This window comes from Ktedonobacter sp. SOSP1-52 (assembly GCF_016587395.1).
In genome coordinates this window covers 383,177-399,069 of sequence record NZ_BNJH01000005.1, presented here as the reverse complement: position 1 = coordinate 399,069, position 15,893 = coordinate 383,177, and the positions used below count along the sequence as shown (strand labels likewise).

Here is a 15,893-nt window from a genome sequence, read left to right as displayed (position 1 = left end):
CTCCAATTTACAGTAGCACTACCAGCCGCGATGATGATGGTGGTGGTGGTGATGATGAAGGCGAGGGCCATAAAAACCGCCCATATAACGCCTGCGGAAGCCCCATGGGCGCCAGAAGAAGAGCTCACGGCGATAGAGACGAGGGCGCCCCGGATACAGCACGCGCCCAAAGAATAGGCCAACAATCGCCAGTATGACCCTCAGCAAGACTATAAAAATGACCAGGCCTAAAATCAAGATCAGTAACAGAAACATATGTCTTCCTCCCGCAACGGGAACCTGTTGGTATCGCTTATATCGTTACAGTGTATATACGCTTTCTTTGGCTAATGGTTAGATATACGCAAGCATCGGATAAAAATCAAACCGTCAGCGGGTGAAATCCAGGCTAGCCTGGACCTACAATTCATCAGTTCGCTACGCGAGCTTTCAGCTAAAGGGTGTGTGGAAAATGGCTATAGTTATTTTCCACACACCCTTTACTCTTGAGCACCGGAGGCGTGAAGGGGCAAGAGCATTGCAAGAATGATGAGCAAGAGAACCAATGCAAGCATGATAAGAATAGGGATCATGTCGTACCCCCGCTAACCTTGTCTCATTGCCCCTGGAGGTGAGCATTCGCGGCCCCTGTAGGGGGCCCTCTCTGCGGGTGTACTCTCGGCGAGGGCGCCGAGAGAAGGCTCGCGTTTCGTTGAAAGTTTGACTCACGCAATGCACAGGTCCCGGGCTCGCTCGAATACATGTGTAGAAATTGCTCAGATCCCCCACTTTCAGCCGCAGTTGCTTGTTCTGCTGCAGTGTAGCTACGAGCATTTTGGCTCCTCATCCACGTGCGATGCCTCATGGCGCTTTTGTCGTGCTCTTTTCTATGGTTGAAGCTCTTCTATAATGGAAGTATGAGCAGCATCTCAACGGTGCAAAGAGAGAAAGCTCACGCAACATGTAGACGTGTAAGTATTAAAGAAAAGAGAAGGAGAGTTTATCAATGTTAAAGCACATGCGAAAAGTCAGCCTGTACATGGCTATTCTCGCTCTCGTATTTGTGACCTGCCTGATCTGTCAGCGACAAAGCATTTCCCATGCTAGATCTCTTGCCGTCTTGGATGGATCACCTTCGCAGCAGAGTGTGAGTGACTCGCCTTCACAGCAGAGTGTGAGTGACTCGCCTTCTCAAGAGGACACAGCAGGCTCATCTTCTCAGCAGAGTGTGAGTGGGTCATCCTCTCAGCAGGATACGACAGGCTCATCTTCTCAGCAGAACAAGACGGGCTCATCTTCCCAGCAGGACAAGATGGGTTCATCTTCTCAGCAGAACAAGACGGGCTCATCTTCCCAGCAGAACACCTTGCAGCAGATTGTGAGTGAGTTATTCGGGCAGTAGAGCGTACCAACTCAAAGCATACCTTAGCGCGTTTGTGTGCAAATCCTTGGCTCACCGTTAAAGGAATTTCTATGGCTCTCCCGCAATGTATGTGATACGTTTTGCAATAACATGAGCATGCAAAAGTGATCTGGCTCCACAAGTACATTCTGAAAAGAGCATACTCTTGAGAAGCTCATGTTCCACACAAATTGCGAGAGAGCCACAGAATTTTACTTCTTTATAAGTAAGATTTACATAAAAAGCACCTGGATCTGAAGTGTTCCAGGTGCTTTTTATGTTACAATCAAGCACAAAAGCTCTACTGCAAAGGGGCATGAGAAGGTATAGTTTAGTTACCAAACATACAAACACGCATATTGCTTCCCAAGCATGGGAATTTTGCCTATCGCAACTCTTCGCCGCATGGGTTATTATAAATGGTAAGAACACAGACAGGACTCAATGACGTATGCGAATAGTCAGGACTATTCATGAGATAGAATATGCGCGCTCGCAGTGGAGCGGTCCGGTTGGCCTCGTGCCTACGATGGGCTACCTCCACGAGGGGCACCTCTCCCTCTTTCAAACGGCGCGCGCCGAGAACGCGACCGTTGTCGCTAGCATCTTTGTCAATCCCACGCAGTTTGGTCCCAACGAGGACCTGGAGCGCTATCCTCGTAATCTGGAGCGAGACCTGCATATGCTTGCGGCGGCAGGCGTGGACGTGGTCTTTACGCCTACTGCGAGCGAGATGTATCCCCCGGGCTTCACAACCTTTGTCGAGCCACAGGGTTCCCTGGTTGAACAAGGCGAGGGCGCCTCGCGCCCCAATCACTTTCGCGGCGTGGCCACGGTGGTGCTCAAATTATTTCAACTCATACAACCTCAGCGGGCCTACTTCGGTCAGAAGGACGCGCAACAGGTCGCGGTCATCACACGCATGGTACGCGACCTCAATCTGCCCGTCACGCTGCGCGTCCGCCCGACCGTACGTGAAGCCGATGGACTGGCCATGAGTAGCCGTAACAGCTATCTTGAACCAGCCACCCGCGCCGCAGCCCCCATACTTTACCAGGCTTTACAGGCCGGTCGACAGGCCTTTGAGGCTCAACCCACGAGCAACCCCGCTGCTGTGATGCAGGCCATGGCCGAGATTGTGGCGCAAGAACCCCAGGCGCACCTGGACTACACTGAGGTACGCGACGCGGAGACCTTCCTACCACTCGAACGGCTACAAGCCCCCGCGCTCCTCCTGCTCGCCGTCCGCCTGGGATCAGTGCGCCTGATCGATAACTTCGCCCTGCACACCGATGGCACCTGGGACACGGGCATCTTGAGCTCTCAGCACACGTAGAAGAAGAAGAAAAAGAGAGAACAATCTTGAGTGAAAAAATAACCGCACCTGCCATTCTCGCTCGCAAGAACGGACAGAAACTCACCATGGTAACCGCCTATGACGCGACCTCAGCCCAGATCGCGGATAGCGCGGCAGTCGATATGCTGCTCGTTGGCGACTCCCTGGGCATGGTCGTCCTGGGCTATGAGGATACCCTGGCCGTCACCGTCGATATCATCCTGCACCATGCCTCCGCCGTCACACGCACCAACCCAAACGCGTTGGTCGTCGTCGATATGCCATGGCTGAGCTACCACGTCTCTGTCGAGGAAAGCGTATGCAACGCTGGTCGCCTGGTACGCGAGGGCAAGGCCGGAGCGGTCAAGCTGGAGGGCGGACGCAAGCGCCTACCCGTGGTCAGGGCCATTCTAGACGCCGAGATACCTGTCATGGGCCACCTGGGCCTGACACCCCAATCCGTACACGCCATGGGCGGCTACAAGGTACAGGGCAAGAGCATCCAGGCCGCGCGCGACCTGATCGCAGACGCCAGGGCCCTGGCGCAGGCGGGAGTCTTCGCCATCGTCCTTGAAGGCATTCCCGATAGTCTGGCCCAGATCGTCACTCAGGAGGTAGCCGTACCCACGATTGGTATTGGCGCGGGTCCACACTGCGATGGCCAGGTCCTAGTCTTCCACGACCTGCTCGGACTGCACAAACAGCCTGTAGCCAAATTTGTGCGCAAATACGCCAACCTGGCTGATACCGCCATAGAAGCCATCCAGCGCTACAGCGCCGATGTGCGCGAGGGGAGCTTCCCCGCTGAAAAAGAGACCTACCACATGGAGAAAAGCGTCCTGGAGGCCCTCCTGAAGGAACGCGAACAGAATATAGAAGATTAAAAAACAGGATAAAATCAAACATCATGGCACATATATCGTACGAGGGCGATGTCGATCCTACCGTACTACAAGGGAAGCGGATCGCCATCATTGGCTATGGCAGCCAGGGGCATGCCCATGCCCTCAACCTGCGCGACAGCGGCTATAACGTGGTAGTTGGCCTCCCCGAGGCAAGCAAGAGCCGCGCGCGGGCTATCGCTCATGGCTGGCAACCTGTTCTGCCCGGCAAGGCCGCACAAGAGGCGGATATTATTATGCTGCTGGTCCCCGATCAGCACCAGCGCGCGCTCTATGAGCAGGATATTCGGCCACATCTGGCCGATGGCAAGATGCTCATGGTAGCACACGGCTTTAGCCTGCATTACGGGCAGATTGTTCCACCATCCAATATCGACGTGGCCATGGTCGCACCCAACGGGCCGGGTCCTATGCTGCGCCGCCTGTATAGCGAGGGCAAGGGTATTCCCGCGCTCTGGACGGTGCAGCAGGACGTGACCGGGCAGGCCCAGGCGCTCACGCTGGCCTACGCGCATGGCCTGGGCTGTACTCGCGTCGGCGTCATCCAAACGAGCATCGGTGAGGAGACTGAGACCGACCTCTTCGCCGAGCAGGTCGTTCTCTGCGGCGGCCTCACCTCACTCATCCGCACCGCCTTCGAGACCCTGGTCGAGGCTGGCTACCAGCCGGAGATCGCCTATACCTGTTGTCTGCAAGAGGTCAAGCTCATCGCAGACCTGCTCTACCAGGGCGGCATCAACCAGATGCACAAGGCCATCAGCGACACCGCCGAGTATGGCGACTACGTCACCGGGCCGCGCATCATCGACCAGCACACCCGCGAACAGATGCGCGGCACCCTCAAAGACATCCAGGATGGTACCTTTGCTCGCGACTGGATTCTGGAGAACCAGGCTGGGCTTCCCAGCCTCTCGGCCATGCGGCGCAAGGACGCCGAGCACCCCATCGAGGAGGTCGGGCGCAGAATGCGCAAGATGCTTTAGCTCCAGCTTACGGCGTCGATATAGACGTCGGCCGAGACCGACGAGGAGCCTGCTGGTACATAGACATAAAAGGTGATGGTTTCCCCCTGAGATATCGTCGCGCCATAGGCATAGGCATAGGCATAGGAGTAAGAAGCGATATTCTTCGCCTCGAGAGAATTCGCGCCTGCATAGGCATATTGAGCACTGCCCTGTACATCGCAAGACTCGCCTGACCAGCCTTGAGCGCTTCCTTCAAACGAATAGAAGGCCTTTGGGGCTGGTGCTTGAGTTGGTACGACCGTCGTTGGATTGGTCGCAGGCTGACCGGTGGTAGGTGTGTTATTAGCCTGGGTCGAGGGGGCCTGACCAGGTTTGGGCGTCACATACGTCTGGGGCGTATTCTGAACTCCCCCTGACCCGGATGGGCTTGTCGCCTTTGAGGTAGGGGAAAACCCTGGTGTAGTACTGGTATCCATCTGTTGCTGGCTAGCGGTCGCGAGGGCTTGCAACGGTATATGAGTGGATGTATCAGACCGCTGGAACGCGTAAATGAGCGTTACCACGCAAATACAGGCAAGAACGACGACAGAGGTTCCCAGGACAAAGACACTCCTACGATTGCCTGAAGGCGAGGGCGTGCCCTTGGCTCCGATTGCGCTGAGGGCGCCAGCTTCGCAGCCTGCGCGTCTGATGACTGCAACTTTTGCGTAGCCTGGGCATGATTCGCCTCGGGCTCGCTGTTCGCTCCTAACGATGGAATGGGCAGTGGTGTCACTGGTGTACAAGTTGAAGCCGTGCCAGGAAATGCTTTTTTTGCCTGTAACGGAGGCTGTGACTCCAGCATACGTGATATCTGTCTGTTGCTCGCCAGTGGGCGATCTGAAGACAGAGGTCTCGTCATATGTGCTGACTGGTCTGGAGTTCTTGTTCTGGAAAGAGGTGTAGGTGTAGAGGTGGTTGGGCGTGATGGAAAGGCTGGACGTTGCGTCTCCACATCCTCCTGAAGCCCCTGGCTAACGCTTCTGGAAACCTCAGCAGATACATCTGGCAAAATACCAGTTATTTTACCAGGAGCAGTTGACTGAGGTGACTCAGTTTTAGCATCTTCATCGGTTGACATAGGCATCTGAATAGCTGCCAGAAAATCCTTAACACTTGCAAAGCCTGGCTGAGATTCAGCATCGAGCACACGGTTGATCGCGGCCTGGATAGGTAGTGGTACTGATGCAGTAAGGGTAATGCGCGTTTGTGGCAACCAGTTACCAAGCGAACTGATAGGACGCCCATTGGAGGAGGCTGCCGAACTCTGTCCACTACTGAGGAGAGTAGCAAACATACTGACCAGGGCACGCAGGTCGCCTTGTTCGCTGTTGATGTCAGACACCTGGCCAGTTGGCATCTCAGGAGAGACATTCGCACGCAGAGAAATGATAGTGAAATCAGTGAGCAAGGCCTCATTGTTGGCATTGAAAAGGACGCTATGCGCAGTGAGATTGCCATGCACAATTTTGCGCTCGTGAGCATAAGCTAGCGCCTCGCCAATACGCGTGATGATTGTTCTGGCTTCATCCAACGTCCGGATAGGACTATCTGGACCAGATTGCAATAGGGGTAATCACCATTGATATTTCATATCATCGAGCAATAGGCACATTGAGCAACGAACGAGGGGAGGCTAGCCAGTTTGGTTAGCCTCTCCTCGTTCGTTTCCAGGCTTACCTCTAGTCTTTAACTTCTGACACTCTCGCTCGTTTCAGGATTCTCCAGGCGGAAGACACTGCGATCTTCAACATAGGAGAACAACTCAGCGTAGCACCCCCAGTTAATAATCGTTTCGAGCTGGGACCAGGCCTCATCATCACTGAAGTGTTTAAGCATCCTAGATCAAAAAACGCTCAATAAAAGCTCTCTCAAGCGCAATATTTCCTGAAATACCACTATCTTCCATACTTCGACGTGTTCAGCAGGTACTACATTCCACATTGCTATAATTGGAATGAGTAGATATGATATAGGTTGAGTTCTCCAGACAAGATGTCTGGGCTAGTATAATACTGAGCAGATGAAGTGGAACTTAAAAGGATGGTTATTTTATGCTGAAACAGAGCCAGGTTGATCAACTTCAAGTCCGAACCGCTAAGATGCTTGCCCAACAGGGCATTCTTCTCACACCTGAAGAACATAAGGCAATCGAAATTGCGGACTTTGGACTGGGCGAAATTGAACGCACAGGACTCGAACTCATCACTTACATCAACACTGATCGCTACTGCGCCAAAGAGCTTGTGCTCTTACCACACCAGACCTGCCCTGAGCACAAACATCCACCTATAGACGCAACCCCAGGAAAGATGGAAACCTTTCGCTGCCGCTGGGGTAAAGTCTGGCTCTATGTTGAAGGCGAGCCGGAAATAACAATCCAGGCGCACATTCCCACAGGGAGCGAGGACTACTATACCGTTTCCCATGAGATCGAGCTTCATCCCGGCGAGCAATACACGATTCCCCCCGACACCCTGCACTGGTTCCAGGCTGGCGCAGAGGGAGCCATCGTCTCAGAGTTTTCGAGCACCAGCCGCGATGAATATGATATTTTCACCGATCCCCGCATCCGTCGCCAGCCCGAGATCGCAGAGGCCTAGCAATGCTTCAATTATTTCATTGAACCTTCCCTGCATGGAGCGTAGACGCTCTATTCCCGAAGACATCTCCATCGTTGGCTTTGATAATATCGCTATGGTCGAGCGCCTCACACCAGCCCTGACCACCGTTCACGTCGATAAGGAGGCCCTGGGAAGCATCGCAGTCAAACGCCTGCTCATGCAAGCAGCCGATCCCGATATGGTCAGCTCGGCCAGCATCATCAACGTAGAACTGGTCAAACGCGCCTCGGCCGCTGCCCGCCGCGCGTAATATAGCAACCTTACAATTGGCATTATTTTGTAATAGAAAGCTCCACTATGTTCCAACCACTCCCAACAAATCAAAGCATGCTTGTATTTCATGACGCGACTTATCCAGGCGGCTGCTCACCTGAAGAGCTAACACGCCTGGTGCCAGGGGATTTCCAGGTGGCGAATGCCCAGGAGTTGCCCACAGCGCTGGCCCAGGAGTGCACACTCCTGGTATCCTTTCATGGCGCTTATTTCCCTGAGCAGGCCTGGCCAGCCATTCTGCGCTTCCTCCAGCAGGGTGGCAACCTCGCCATTTTTGGCGGCATGCCCTTCACGCGACCCGTAGATAGCGAGGGGGGCGTCCTCTCCGAGCAACAGGCCTACACGGAGCAGCTCTACCTGGGACCCTTCTACCCGCTGCACCTGCCCACTACCAGCCTGTGCCTGGCCCCCTCGGAGGAGGCCGCCTTCCTGCGTGAGCAGCCCTGGCAACTCTCAGGTGCCCAGGCCGGAAACTTCTGGTCCTTTTACCCCATGCTGACGCAGGCCAACGACCAGCCTGCCGACCTGGGATCGTCAGGTCCCATAGACACCCAATTGACACCACTCCTCTTCCTGCGTAACGCTGACGAAGCGGAGGCCCAACCACTCGCCACACCGCTTATGATGCTCGACCAGCGCTCGGGGCATTTTAAGGGTGGGCGCTGGCTGATCTCTCCCTGGCAGCCTACCACTAAAGAGGACTGGCTCGCCAATGCGGACGCACTCCAGAAAAGCCTGCTCCTGACAGCCGAGGGCATGCATACGCTGGAGGCACACCCACAATTCGCCTGCTATCAGCCTGGCGAGGCACCCACGGTCCTGGTCTCCACACGCTCACGCCACACCTTGCAGGCTCGCGTTATCATTTCAACGCCTGGCGGCGAAATCCTGGAGACCCGAGAGCTAACGTTCCCTGGAGGGGTAGCGGGCGAGCAACGCATCCAGTTGCCAACCCTAAAAATACCTGGCCTCTACGAGATCGAGGTTTCGACATATGGCGCCCAGGTAACAGCCATCCAGCGCAAAAACGGCTTCTGGCTCTGGAATGAGGCCCTGGTCGAGAGCACACAAAATAAACGCTTAACGGCGGGCCGTGATTACCTCTATCAGCAGGGGGAGCGCTTCCACATCTTTGGTACCACCTATATGGATAGTCAGGTGCAGCGCAAATTCCTGACCTTGCCCAACCCGGCGCGCTGGGAGCGCGACTTCGCTGCCATGAAGCGTGCTGGAATTAACCTCATCCGCACCGGCATCTGGACAGCGTGGCGTGATTTCATGTTTGTAGCAGGCATCCCGAATGAGGCCGCGCTCCGGGCGCTGGATGCCTTCGTCATGACGGCTGCCAGGCACGATATCCAGGTCATTTTCAACTTCTTTGCCTTCTCACCTCCACTCTTCGAGGGCGAGAATCCCTGGCTCGATCCACGCTCTATCGAGGGGCAGCAGGAGTTCGTCGCGGCCTTCGCACGGCGCTACGCAGCGGTTCAGAGCGTCTCCTGGGACCTGATCAACGAACCCAGCTTTGGCGATCCCAAACGTATCTTCAGCGAGCGCCCCATCCCCAACTATGACCGCTTTGAAGTGGCCGCGTTCCAGCAGTGGCTCGCGCAGCGCTACAGCCTGGCCGAGCTACGCGCGCGCTGGCGCGAGACCACAGCAAACCTGGAGCGCTGGGAGCAGGTAAGCCTGCCGCAGGCCAGGGATTACGAAACCACTCCGCGCTACACCGCGAACCGGCATATGCTCAAGGTCATGGACTATACCCTCTTCTCCCAGGAGATATTTACGCGCTGGGTCGAGCGCATGAATGCCGCGATCCGCGACGCGGGCAGCCAGACCCTGATAGGTGTCGGCCAGGATGAGGCTGGCGCACGTATCTCCCCGCAGTTTTACGCCCCCGTCGTCGATTACACGACCACACACCCCTGGTGGAATATCGACGACATGCTCTGCGATATGCTACTGGACAAGACAGTGGAAAAACCTAATCTCCAGCAGGAGGTTGGCGTCATGTTCGTGCGCGATGTGGACGGGCGTCCCTGGCGCAGCGAGCAGGAGCAGGCCAACTTGCTGGAGCGCAAATTTATCATGACCTTGATCGCGCGCAGCGCGGGCCTGATCCAGTGGCTCTGGCACATTAACTCCTATATGGCGAATGAGAACGAGAACAGCATCGGCCTGGTACGCGCCGATGGTAGCGCCAAACCCGAACTGGGCGTCATGTTAGAATTTGGGCGCCTGATGCAGAGCATTCAGCCGCACCTGGCGAAGGAGGGTCCCCTGCCAGAAGTGTGGGTTGTTATCCCCTACTCGCAATGGTTCGTACGCCCCGAGCTGGCCATAGAAGCCATCCGGCAGAGCATTCGCGTCCTGGGCTATGACTTTGGCATCGTGCCCCAGATGGTCGGGGAACACCAGCTCGTAGAACTGGCACAGACAGAACAGCGACCCCACTTTATCTTCGCACCAGGCATTCAGGCATTTGACACCAACGCCTGGCAGGCACTCCAGAGCTTTGTAGAGCAGGGAAGCACCCTCTTTGTGAGTGGCGTCGTGACCCGCGACACACATAACCGGCAGTATGTACCGGCCATGTTCACTGAAGAGGTTCAGGGAAGTGATCCCAGGCCAGTAAGTCACTATGAATACCTGGAGGGAGAAGGCCTGGAGCGCTGCCAGCTTAGCTTCGAGCGCGAGAAGCTATCCTATATTCGCAAAGCCCACAACCGGCTCAAGGTCTCCCACCTGGGCAAGGGCAAGGTCGCCTGGTCGGGCGTACCGCTGGAGCATTCAGCCAGTCGCGACGTGCTACGCCAGGTCTACCAGCTCGTGCTTGATATGGAGAGCAAGAGCATCCAGCAGGATAGCCCGGTGCTGGCCATCAAGCAGTCGCTGGCCCAGGGCGAACTCGCCCTCTACGTCTCCGAAAGCGCCCAGCCTGAGCGCCTGGAGGTCCAGCCAGGACTCTGGATAGAGGTCTCCCCCAACCGGGCCGGTGCCGTCCTCATCCAGGGCCAGGAAGTAATCTGCTTCGGCGGCATCCAGCTTTCTCGGTAAGGCCTCCTCGCCTATGCAGGTAGGTAAGCAAGGTAGGTGCTTCTAAAGGGCGCCCCTACCTTGTTTGTCTGCCTGCCGGGAGTAGAGGGGAACAATTGCCGCGCTGAGTCACTATAACCAGCTATGAGAGGGTATCAGCACCTGCCCTCTCTTTCTCTCTATACAAGCAGACAGATATATGGCATAATCAAGCACATCCATTTGAGAGCATATCAGTACATGTAAGGAAACAGAACACGTATGCAATGTCGTATCTGTCATGCAGAACTACCCGCAGGAAGTGGAGTTTGTCCTTCCTGCCAGGCCTCGGTTCAAAATCCTCCTGAGCCTTTTGAGCCGACTGAGCTCTTTGTGGAAGAAACTGCCTTCCGCGAATATGCTAAGTCAGGCTTGCAAACCTGGCAAGCACCCACACCCTATACGACCTATGCACCAGTCGCTCAGCCTATGCAAGCTTACGCCCCTGTAGTGATTACGCCATTTGTGCCCAGGAAACCAAAGCGGCGGGGAAAATTTGGGCTTATCCTGGCCTTTATTCTTGTACTCGTAGTTGCCATAAGTGCGGGTAGCCTGTTCACTATTTTATTCTTGCAGCATCCTCAGCATCCTCCAACCACAAACGCCTCCAACATAGATCTACAGCATAAGATACAAAATGCACAACTGGATTATGGCACCGTTGATCCTCAGGCGCTCTACTCAAGCGTGACAAGCAAACCGTAGGCAATTTTCCGCGACTTCTCCAAGGTCTGTCCCTAGCGTAAGCTTGCGCGCCTGCGGCGCTTAAAGGGTAGGATGGTATGGGGATGTTAGGCGGGCTTGCGAGCTGAGACAAAAGCGAACAGATGTCTTATATAAGTCTTTGTCTGAGAGACAGTACTTAGAGAAGATGGGGTAAGACATAGAGCATTTTCAATACATGAAAGCGCTCCGAAAGGGCATTGAGTGCAGAAGGCGTGGCTGAAGTGATACGAAAGCATGATGAGGTAATATTCTCCTAATCCATCCTTTTGCCTGCTGGCAGGGTGGAGGCAGACTACCCGTTTCACCTTGAGAAGGGACACAAACTGTATCCCCTTCTGTGTACTGTGACCAGGTGGCGACTATCTTTCACCATCCTGGTAGAGTAGGGGAGCCAGGGCCGCTAGCGCGCGCCAGGGCTTCTAGAGCGAGGTTCAGCCTTGAAGAACACATTTCTTCGACTATCGCCCCGGCGTTGGGCGATCCTCGTCCTGGCTACGATTACGATGATCGTGCCAGCGTTTCTCTTACATTCTACCGCCGTTCTAGCGGCGCCGCCCAGTGGACGCTCAGTCATATCCGGGCACCTGGTTCCCGCCTTACAGCACCACTCGCCTCTACACACCTCGTCTGCAAACCGGCAACTCCAACTCTCTATCGCGCTCAATCTGCGCAATAAAAGCGCGCTGGAGGCCCTGGTACGCGCTCAGAGCGACCCACATTCCTCGTTGTATCACCAGTATCTGACGCCCCAGCAATTCACCGCGCAGTTTAGCCCCACTGAAGCTAGCGTCAGGTCAGTCGTCAACTACCTGCACAGCCAGGGCTTACAGGTCAGTTCGGTTGCTTCAAATCGTCTCTTAATCGATGCATCTGGATCTCTCTCTGCCGTTGAGCGCGCCTTCAACATCACAATCGCCGATTACGCACTCAATGGGAGCACCGTCTACGCTCCTACCAGCGAACCGTCTGTCCCAGCCAATCTCTCTGGTCTGGTGCTCAACATCAGCGGCCTGGACAATGCGGCGCATTATCATCCCGCAAAGCACATGGCACCTGCCGCAGGCCCTGGCGGTGGCTATACGCCGACCGATCTGCGTACTGCCTACGACATGAACTCGCTGATCAGCAGCGCCAATGGCAGCGGGCAAACCGTCGCTATCTTTGAGCTGGATGGGTATAACGCCTCGGACGTCAACACCTATCTCAGCCAGTACAGCCTGGGATCGGCGAAGTACTCCAATGTCCTGGTGGATGGGGCCACCAATACAGCGGGTGCTGGCGCCATCGAGGTTGAATTGGATATGGAGGTTGTCTCGGCCATCGCGCCAGGAGCGACGCAGAAAATTTACATCGGACCCAACTCGACAACCGGTGTCAACGATACCTATAACAAGATCGTTACCGATAATGTCGCCAAGGTCACCAGCACCAGTTGGGGTCTCTGTGAGGCCTCTTCGGGCACCTCTGAGCTAAGCGCCCTGGATAATATTTTCCTTCAGGGTTCTTCGCAGGGACAATCCTTCTTCGCGGCCTCGGGCGACTCGGGCGCCTACGACTGCAACAATACCAGCCTGGCAGTAGATTCGCCTGCTGACGATCCTCACGTGGTTGGTGTTGGTGGTACCAACCTGCAACTGGGAAGTGGCAGCAGCTACGGTAGTGAGTCGGCCTGGTCCAATCCCAATGATACCCAGCGCAGCCCCAAAGGCTCGGGCGGTGGCGGTGGCTATAGCACCTACTTCTCCAAGCCATCCTATCAGAGTGGCACGGGTGTGGATAGCAACAGTATGCGCCACGTTCCCGATGTATCGGCCGATGCCGATCCCGCGTCCGGCTACTCCGTTTACTGTACCGTGAGCGCATCCGGCTGCTCCTCCGGCTCGGCAGGCTGGATCGCAGTTGGCGGCACCAGCGCGGCGGCTCCCCTATGGGCTGGCGTGGCCGCGGACGTTAACTCCTACCTGGCAGGCCAGGGCAAGAGCACGCTTGGCAACGTTAATGCCGAGCTCTATACCCTCTTCAATACCAGCCAGACCTATACGGCCTATCACGATGTGACCAGCGGCAATAATCTCCACTACAATGCGGGCACCGGCTATGACCTGGCGACCGGCATTGGCACCCCAGACGCCTGGAACTTCGCGCGTGACGCAGCCGGCACCACTGGCGGCGGCACCAATGACTTCTCTATCAGCGCCAGCCCCACCAGTCTCTCAATCGCCCAGGGTGGCAATGGCACCTCTATCATCAGTACAGCAGTCACAACTGGATCGGCGGGCACAGTGAGCCTCACCGCGAGCGTCTCGCCTGCTGGCCCAACCGCGTCGCTGAGCCCCACCTCGGTCACGGCGGGCGGTTCCTCGACCTTGACAGTCAGCGTAGGCTCGTCGGTCGCGGCGGGAACCTATACCGTTACAGTCACGGGTACCGAGGGAAGTGCTACGCATACTGCCTCCGTTACGGTCACGGTCACGACCTCGGGCGGCGGCACCACCACTCAGGCGCTCGCGAATCCTGGCTTTGAGAATGGGCAAACTCCCTGGCAGGAGAGTTCGAGCGGCGGTTACCAGCTTATCGACACGACACTTGCTCATAGCGGTAGTTATAGCGCCTACCAGTGTGGTTACAATAACTGTAACGATCAGATCTGGCAGTCTGTTGCCATTCCCTCAACTGCCACAACGATCAAGTTCACCTTCTGGCTCTATGTCAGCACACAGGAGTCTGGTAGCACCTGCTATGACTACTTCTATGCTCGCTTGCGTACCAGTAGCGGTTCCACGATCTCGACGGTCAAATCGTTGTGCAATAACACGGCGAGCGGATGGAAACAATATACCTTTGATGTGAGTTCGACGTTGAGTTCCTACAAGGGGCAAACGGTCCAGGTCTACTTCCAGGGAACAACCGACTCATCATTGCCAACTAACTTCTTCGTTGATGATGCGGCCTTGAACATCACCACTCCCTAGCTCCCTGGCTTCCTGACTGGTGACCACGTTATCCGACGAGGGCGTAGCCTTTAAAAAGGCTGCGCCCTCGCTTTTCTCTGTTTTGCGTGTCTCTGTTGAAAAGAAGGTGTGGTACAACACTCGCCTGTTGGGATACAATACTGAGAGAACCAATTGAACAGATGTAGGAGAAGAGAGGAAATTGTTTATGCCCACGACGGATGTGCTCATCATTGGTGCCGGTATCGCCGGCCTGGGAGCCGGACTCAAATTACAACGCCAGGGCTACCAGGTGACAATTCTGGAGGCACGCAACCACGCCGGGGGCCGTATTGCCACCGTGGAGCATCAGCAGCCTTCCTCTCATATAAATGGCGCAAGGTCGAACGCCTGGAGCGAGTTGGGGGCCGAGTTCGTGCATGGCATGGAGCCACATCTGCTCTCCCTCTTTAATGAGGCTGGACTCCTCCTCAATGAGGAGAGCGGTACCTTCTCTTTTATCCACTCAGGGCAGGTATTAGATGCACACGAGGATGTAAAGGGAAGCGCGACCATCCTCGCGGCCCTATACGCCTACGTAGGACCAGATTGCTCGGCGCAGGATTTTCTGCAACAGCATTTTGCCTCCAAGCACTGGCAACAAGCACGTGCTCAGGTTGTCTCCTATATTGAAGGCTTTAACGCCGCGCGCCTGGAGGACGTCAGCGTCCACTGGCTCCAGCGGAGTCAGCACGCGGCCGACTCTATCAACGAAGAGCGCCAGTTTCGCCCCCTCTTCGGCTATAGTCGCCTGGTTGATTGGCTGGTACAGCAACTTGGAAGCGAAAGCATCGTCTATGAACAGGAAGTGCAGCGGCTTAGCTGGTCTCCTGGCAGCGTCACGGTGCAGACGCGTAATGCTCAGGGCGGGAGAGAGAACTGGCAAGCACGCGCCACGATAGTCACGGTACCGCTGGGAGTCTGGCAGGCTCCGGCAGGCGCACGCGGAGCTATCGCCTATGAGCCGGATCTACCAGGCAAGTGGAAGGCGGCACAGGACCTGCGTATGGGGGCCGCGATGCGCGTCGTCTTCCATTTCGATGATTTCTTCTGGGAACAGGAGGGAGAGCAACAGCAGACAGCGCTACCCGGCCTGGGCTTTCTGCGTAGCGATGACCCAACCTTTCCCGTCTGGTGGACTCAGGCACCCCTGCGCGTGCCGACCCTGACGGCCTGGGTTGGTGGCACCCAGGCCCTGCCCCTGGCGGAGGCCGACGAAGCCTCGCTCGTTGAGCAGGCGCTTCAGGCCCTCTCACGCACAATTGGCCGCTCCGTCGAGACATTACAGTCTCACATTCTCTCTACCGCGACCCACAACTGGAGCCGCGATCCCTACTCACGTGGAGCTTACAGTTATGTCCCCGTCGGCGCCGTAGATGCTCCCACGCGCCTGGCTGAACCGCTTGAAAATACGCTCTTCTTCGCCGGCGAGGCCACCGATACGCTTGGCTTTACCGGAACAGTCCATAGCGCCCTCCTCACAGGCTATCGCGCCGCCAGCGAAGTCACGACTGTGCTTCGGCCATCCTCCTCCCATTAATCTGTTCAGCACCTGCTGTGCTTCGTGCAGGGTAAAGGG

The 15,893-nt window shown here is 56.0% G+C and carries 14 protein-coding genes; 10 read left to right on the top strand and 4 right to left on the bottom strand.

The window, feature by feature from the left end; translation table 11 throughout:
• Window positions 1-18: 18 nt before the first annotated feature.
• Window positions 19-255 carry a hypothetical protein gene (locus JMJ16_RS42425; RefSeq protein ID WP_201391419.1) on the bottom strand — a complete coding sequence of 79 codons (237 nt, stop codon included), beginning with the start codon at window positions 253-255 and terminating at the stop codon, window positions 19-21.
• 730 nt (window positions 256-985) lie between these two features.
• On the opposite strand from JMJ16_RS42425, the gene JMJ16_RS42420 reads away from it, so the two are divergent.
• The 4 genes from JMJ16_RS42420 (at window position 986) to ilvC (ending at window position 4,602) form a co-directional block, all read left to right on the top strand.
• Entirely contained in the window at window positions 986-1,381 is a 396-nt protein-coding gene (locus JMJ16_RS42420) for a hypothetical protein (protein ID WP_201391417.1), read from the top strand.
• A 451-nt stretch (window positions 1,382-1,832) separates the two neighbouring features.
• Window positions 1,833-2,717 (top strand): pantoate--beta-alanine ligase, encoded by an 885-nt coding sequence (panC, locus tag JMJ16_RS42415; protein ID WP_201391415.1) that lies wholly within the window; start codon window positions 1,833-1,835, stop codon window positions 2,715-2,717.
• Window positions 2,718-2,743: 26 nt separating this feature from the next.
• Window positions 2,744-3,601 (top strand): 3-methyl-2-oxobutanoate hydroxymethyltransferase, encoded by an 858-nt coding sequence (panB, locus tag JMJ16_RS42410; RefSeq protein WP_255553289.1) that lies wholly within the window; start codon window positions 2,744-2,746, stop codon window positions 3,599-3,601.
• A 23-nt stretch (window positions 3,602-3,624) separates the two neighbouring features.
• On the top strand, window positions 3,625-4,602 hold the full coding sequence (gene ilvC, locus JMJ16_RS42405; protein WP_201391413.1) for a ketol-acid reductoisomerase: 978 nt from the start codon (window positions 3,625-3,627) through the stop codon (window positions 4,600-4,602).
• Here the strand turns inward: ilvC and JMJ16_RS42400 are convergent.
• The 3 genes from JMJ16_RS42400 to JMJ16_RS42390 form a co-directional block, all read right to left on the bottom strand.
• On the bottom strand, window positions 4,599-5,060 hold the full coding sequence (locus tag JMJ16_RS42400; protein ID WP_201391411.1) for a hypothetical protein: 462 nt from the start codon (window positions 5,058-5,060) through the stop codon (window positions 4,599-4,601). The two genes, ilvC and JMJ16_RS42400, sit on opposite strands and share 4 nt — an antisense overlap.
• An 80-nt stretch (window positions 5,061-5,140) precedes the next feature.
• Complete coding sequence (locus JMJ16_RS42395; protein WP_201391409.1) at window positions 5,141-6,190, bottom strand: hypothetical protein; 1,050 nt, start codon at window positions 6,188-6,190, stop codon at window positions 5,141-5,143.
• Between the two features lie 122 nt (window positions 6,191-6,312).
• Window positions 6,313-6,462, bottom strand: coding sequence for an AAA-associated domain-containing protein (locus JMJ16_RS42390; RefSeq protein WP_236601941.1), 150 nt, complete (start codon window positions 6,460-6,462; stop codon window positions 6,313-6,315).
• 215 nt (window positions 6,463-6,677) lie between these two features.
• Between JMJ16_RS42390 and JMJ16_RS42385 the strand changes: the two genes are divergently transcribed.
• The 6 genes from JMJ16_RS42385 to JMJ16_RS42360 all read left to right on the top strand — a co-directional run bounded on the left by JMJ16_RS42385 (window position 6,678) and on the right by JMJ16_RS42360 (window position 15,854).
• Window positions 6,678-7,226 (top strand): D-lyxose/D-mannose family sugar isomerase, encoded by a 549-nt coding sequence (locus tag JMJ16_RS42385; RefSeq protein ID WP_236601940.1) that lies wholly within the window; start codon window positions 6,678-6,680, stop codon window positions 7,224-7,226.
• Window positions 7,227-7,260: 34 nt separating this feature from the next.
• A complete protein-coding gene (locus JMJ16_RS42380; protein WP_236601939.1) occupies window positions 7,261-7,497 on the top strand; it encodes a substrate-binding domain-containing protein in 237 nt (78 codons plus the stop codon).
• Window positions 7,498-7,574: 77 nt separating this feature from the next.
• Window positions 7,575-10,580, top strand: a complete 3,006-nt coding sequence (locus JMJ16_RS42375; protein ID WP_201391407.1) for a beta-galactosidase — start codon at window positions 7,575-7,577, stop codon at window positions 10,578-10,580.
• A 240-nt stretch (window positions 10,581-10,820) separates the two neighbouring features.
• A complete protein-coding gene (locus JMJ16_RS42370; RefSeq protein ID WP_201391405.1) occupies window positions 10,821-11,303 on the top strand; it encodes a hypothetical protein in 483 nt (160 codons plus the stop codon).
• A 458-nt stretch (window positions 11,304-11,761) separates the two neighbouring features.
• Window positions 11,762-14,296, top strand: a complete 2,535-nt coding sequence (locus JMJ16_RS42365) for a S53 family peptidase (protein WP_236601938.1) — start codon at window positions 11,762-11,764, stop codon at window positions 14,294-14,296.
• A gap of 187 nt (window positions 14,297-14,483) precedes the next feature.
• Window positions 14,484-15,854 carry an NAD(P)/FAD-dependent oxidoreductase gene (locus JMJ16_RS42360; RefSeq protein WP_201391402.1) on the top strand — a complete coding sequence of 457 codons (1,371 nt, stop codon included), beginning with the start codon at window positions 14,484-14,486 and terminating at the stop codon, window positions 15,852-15,854.
• Window positions 15,855-15,893 lie beyond the last annotated feature (39 nt).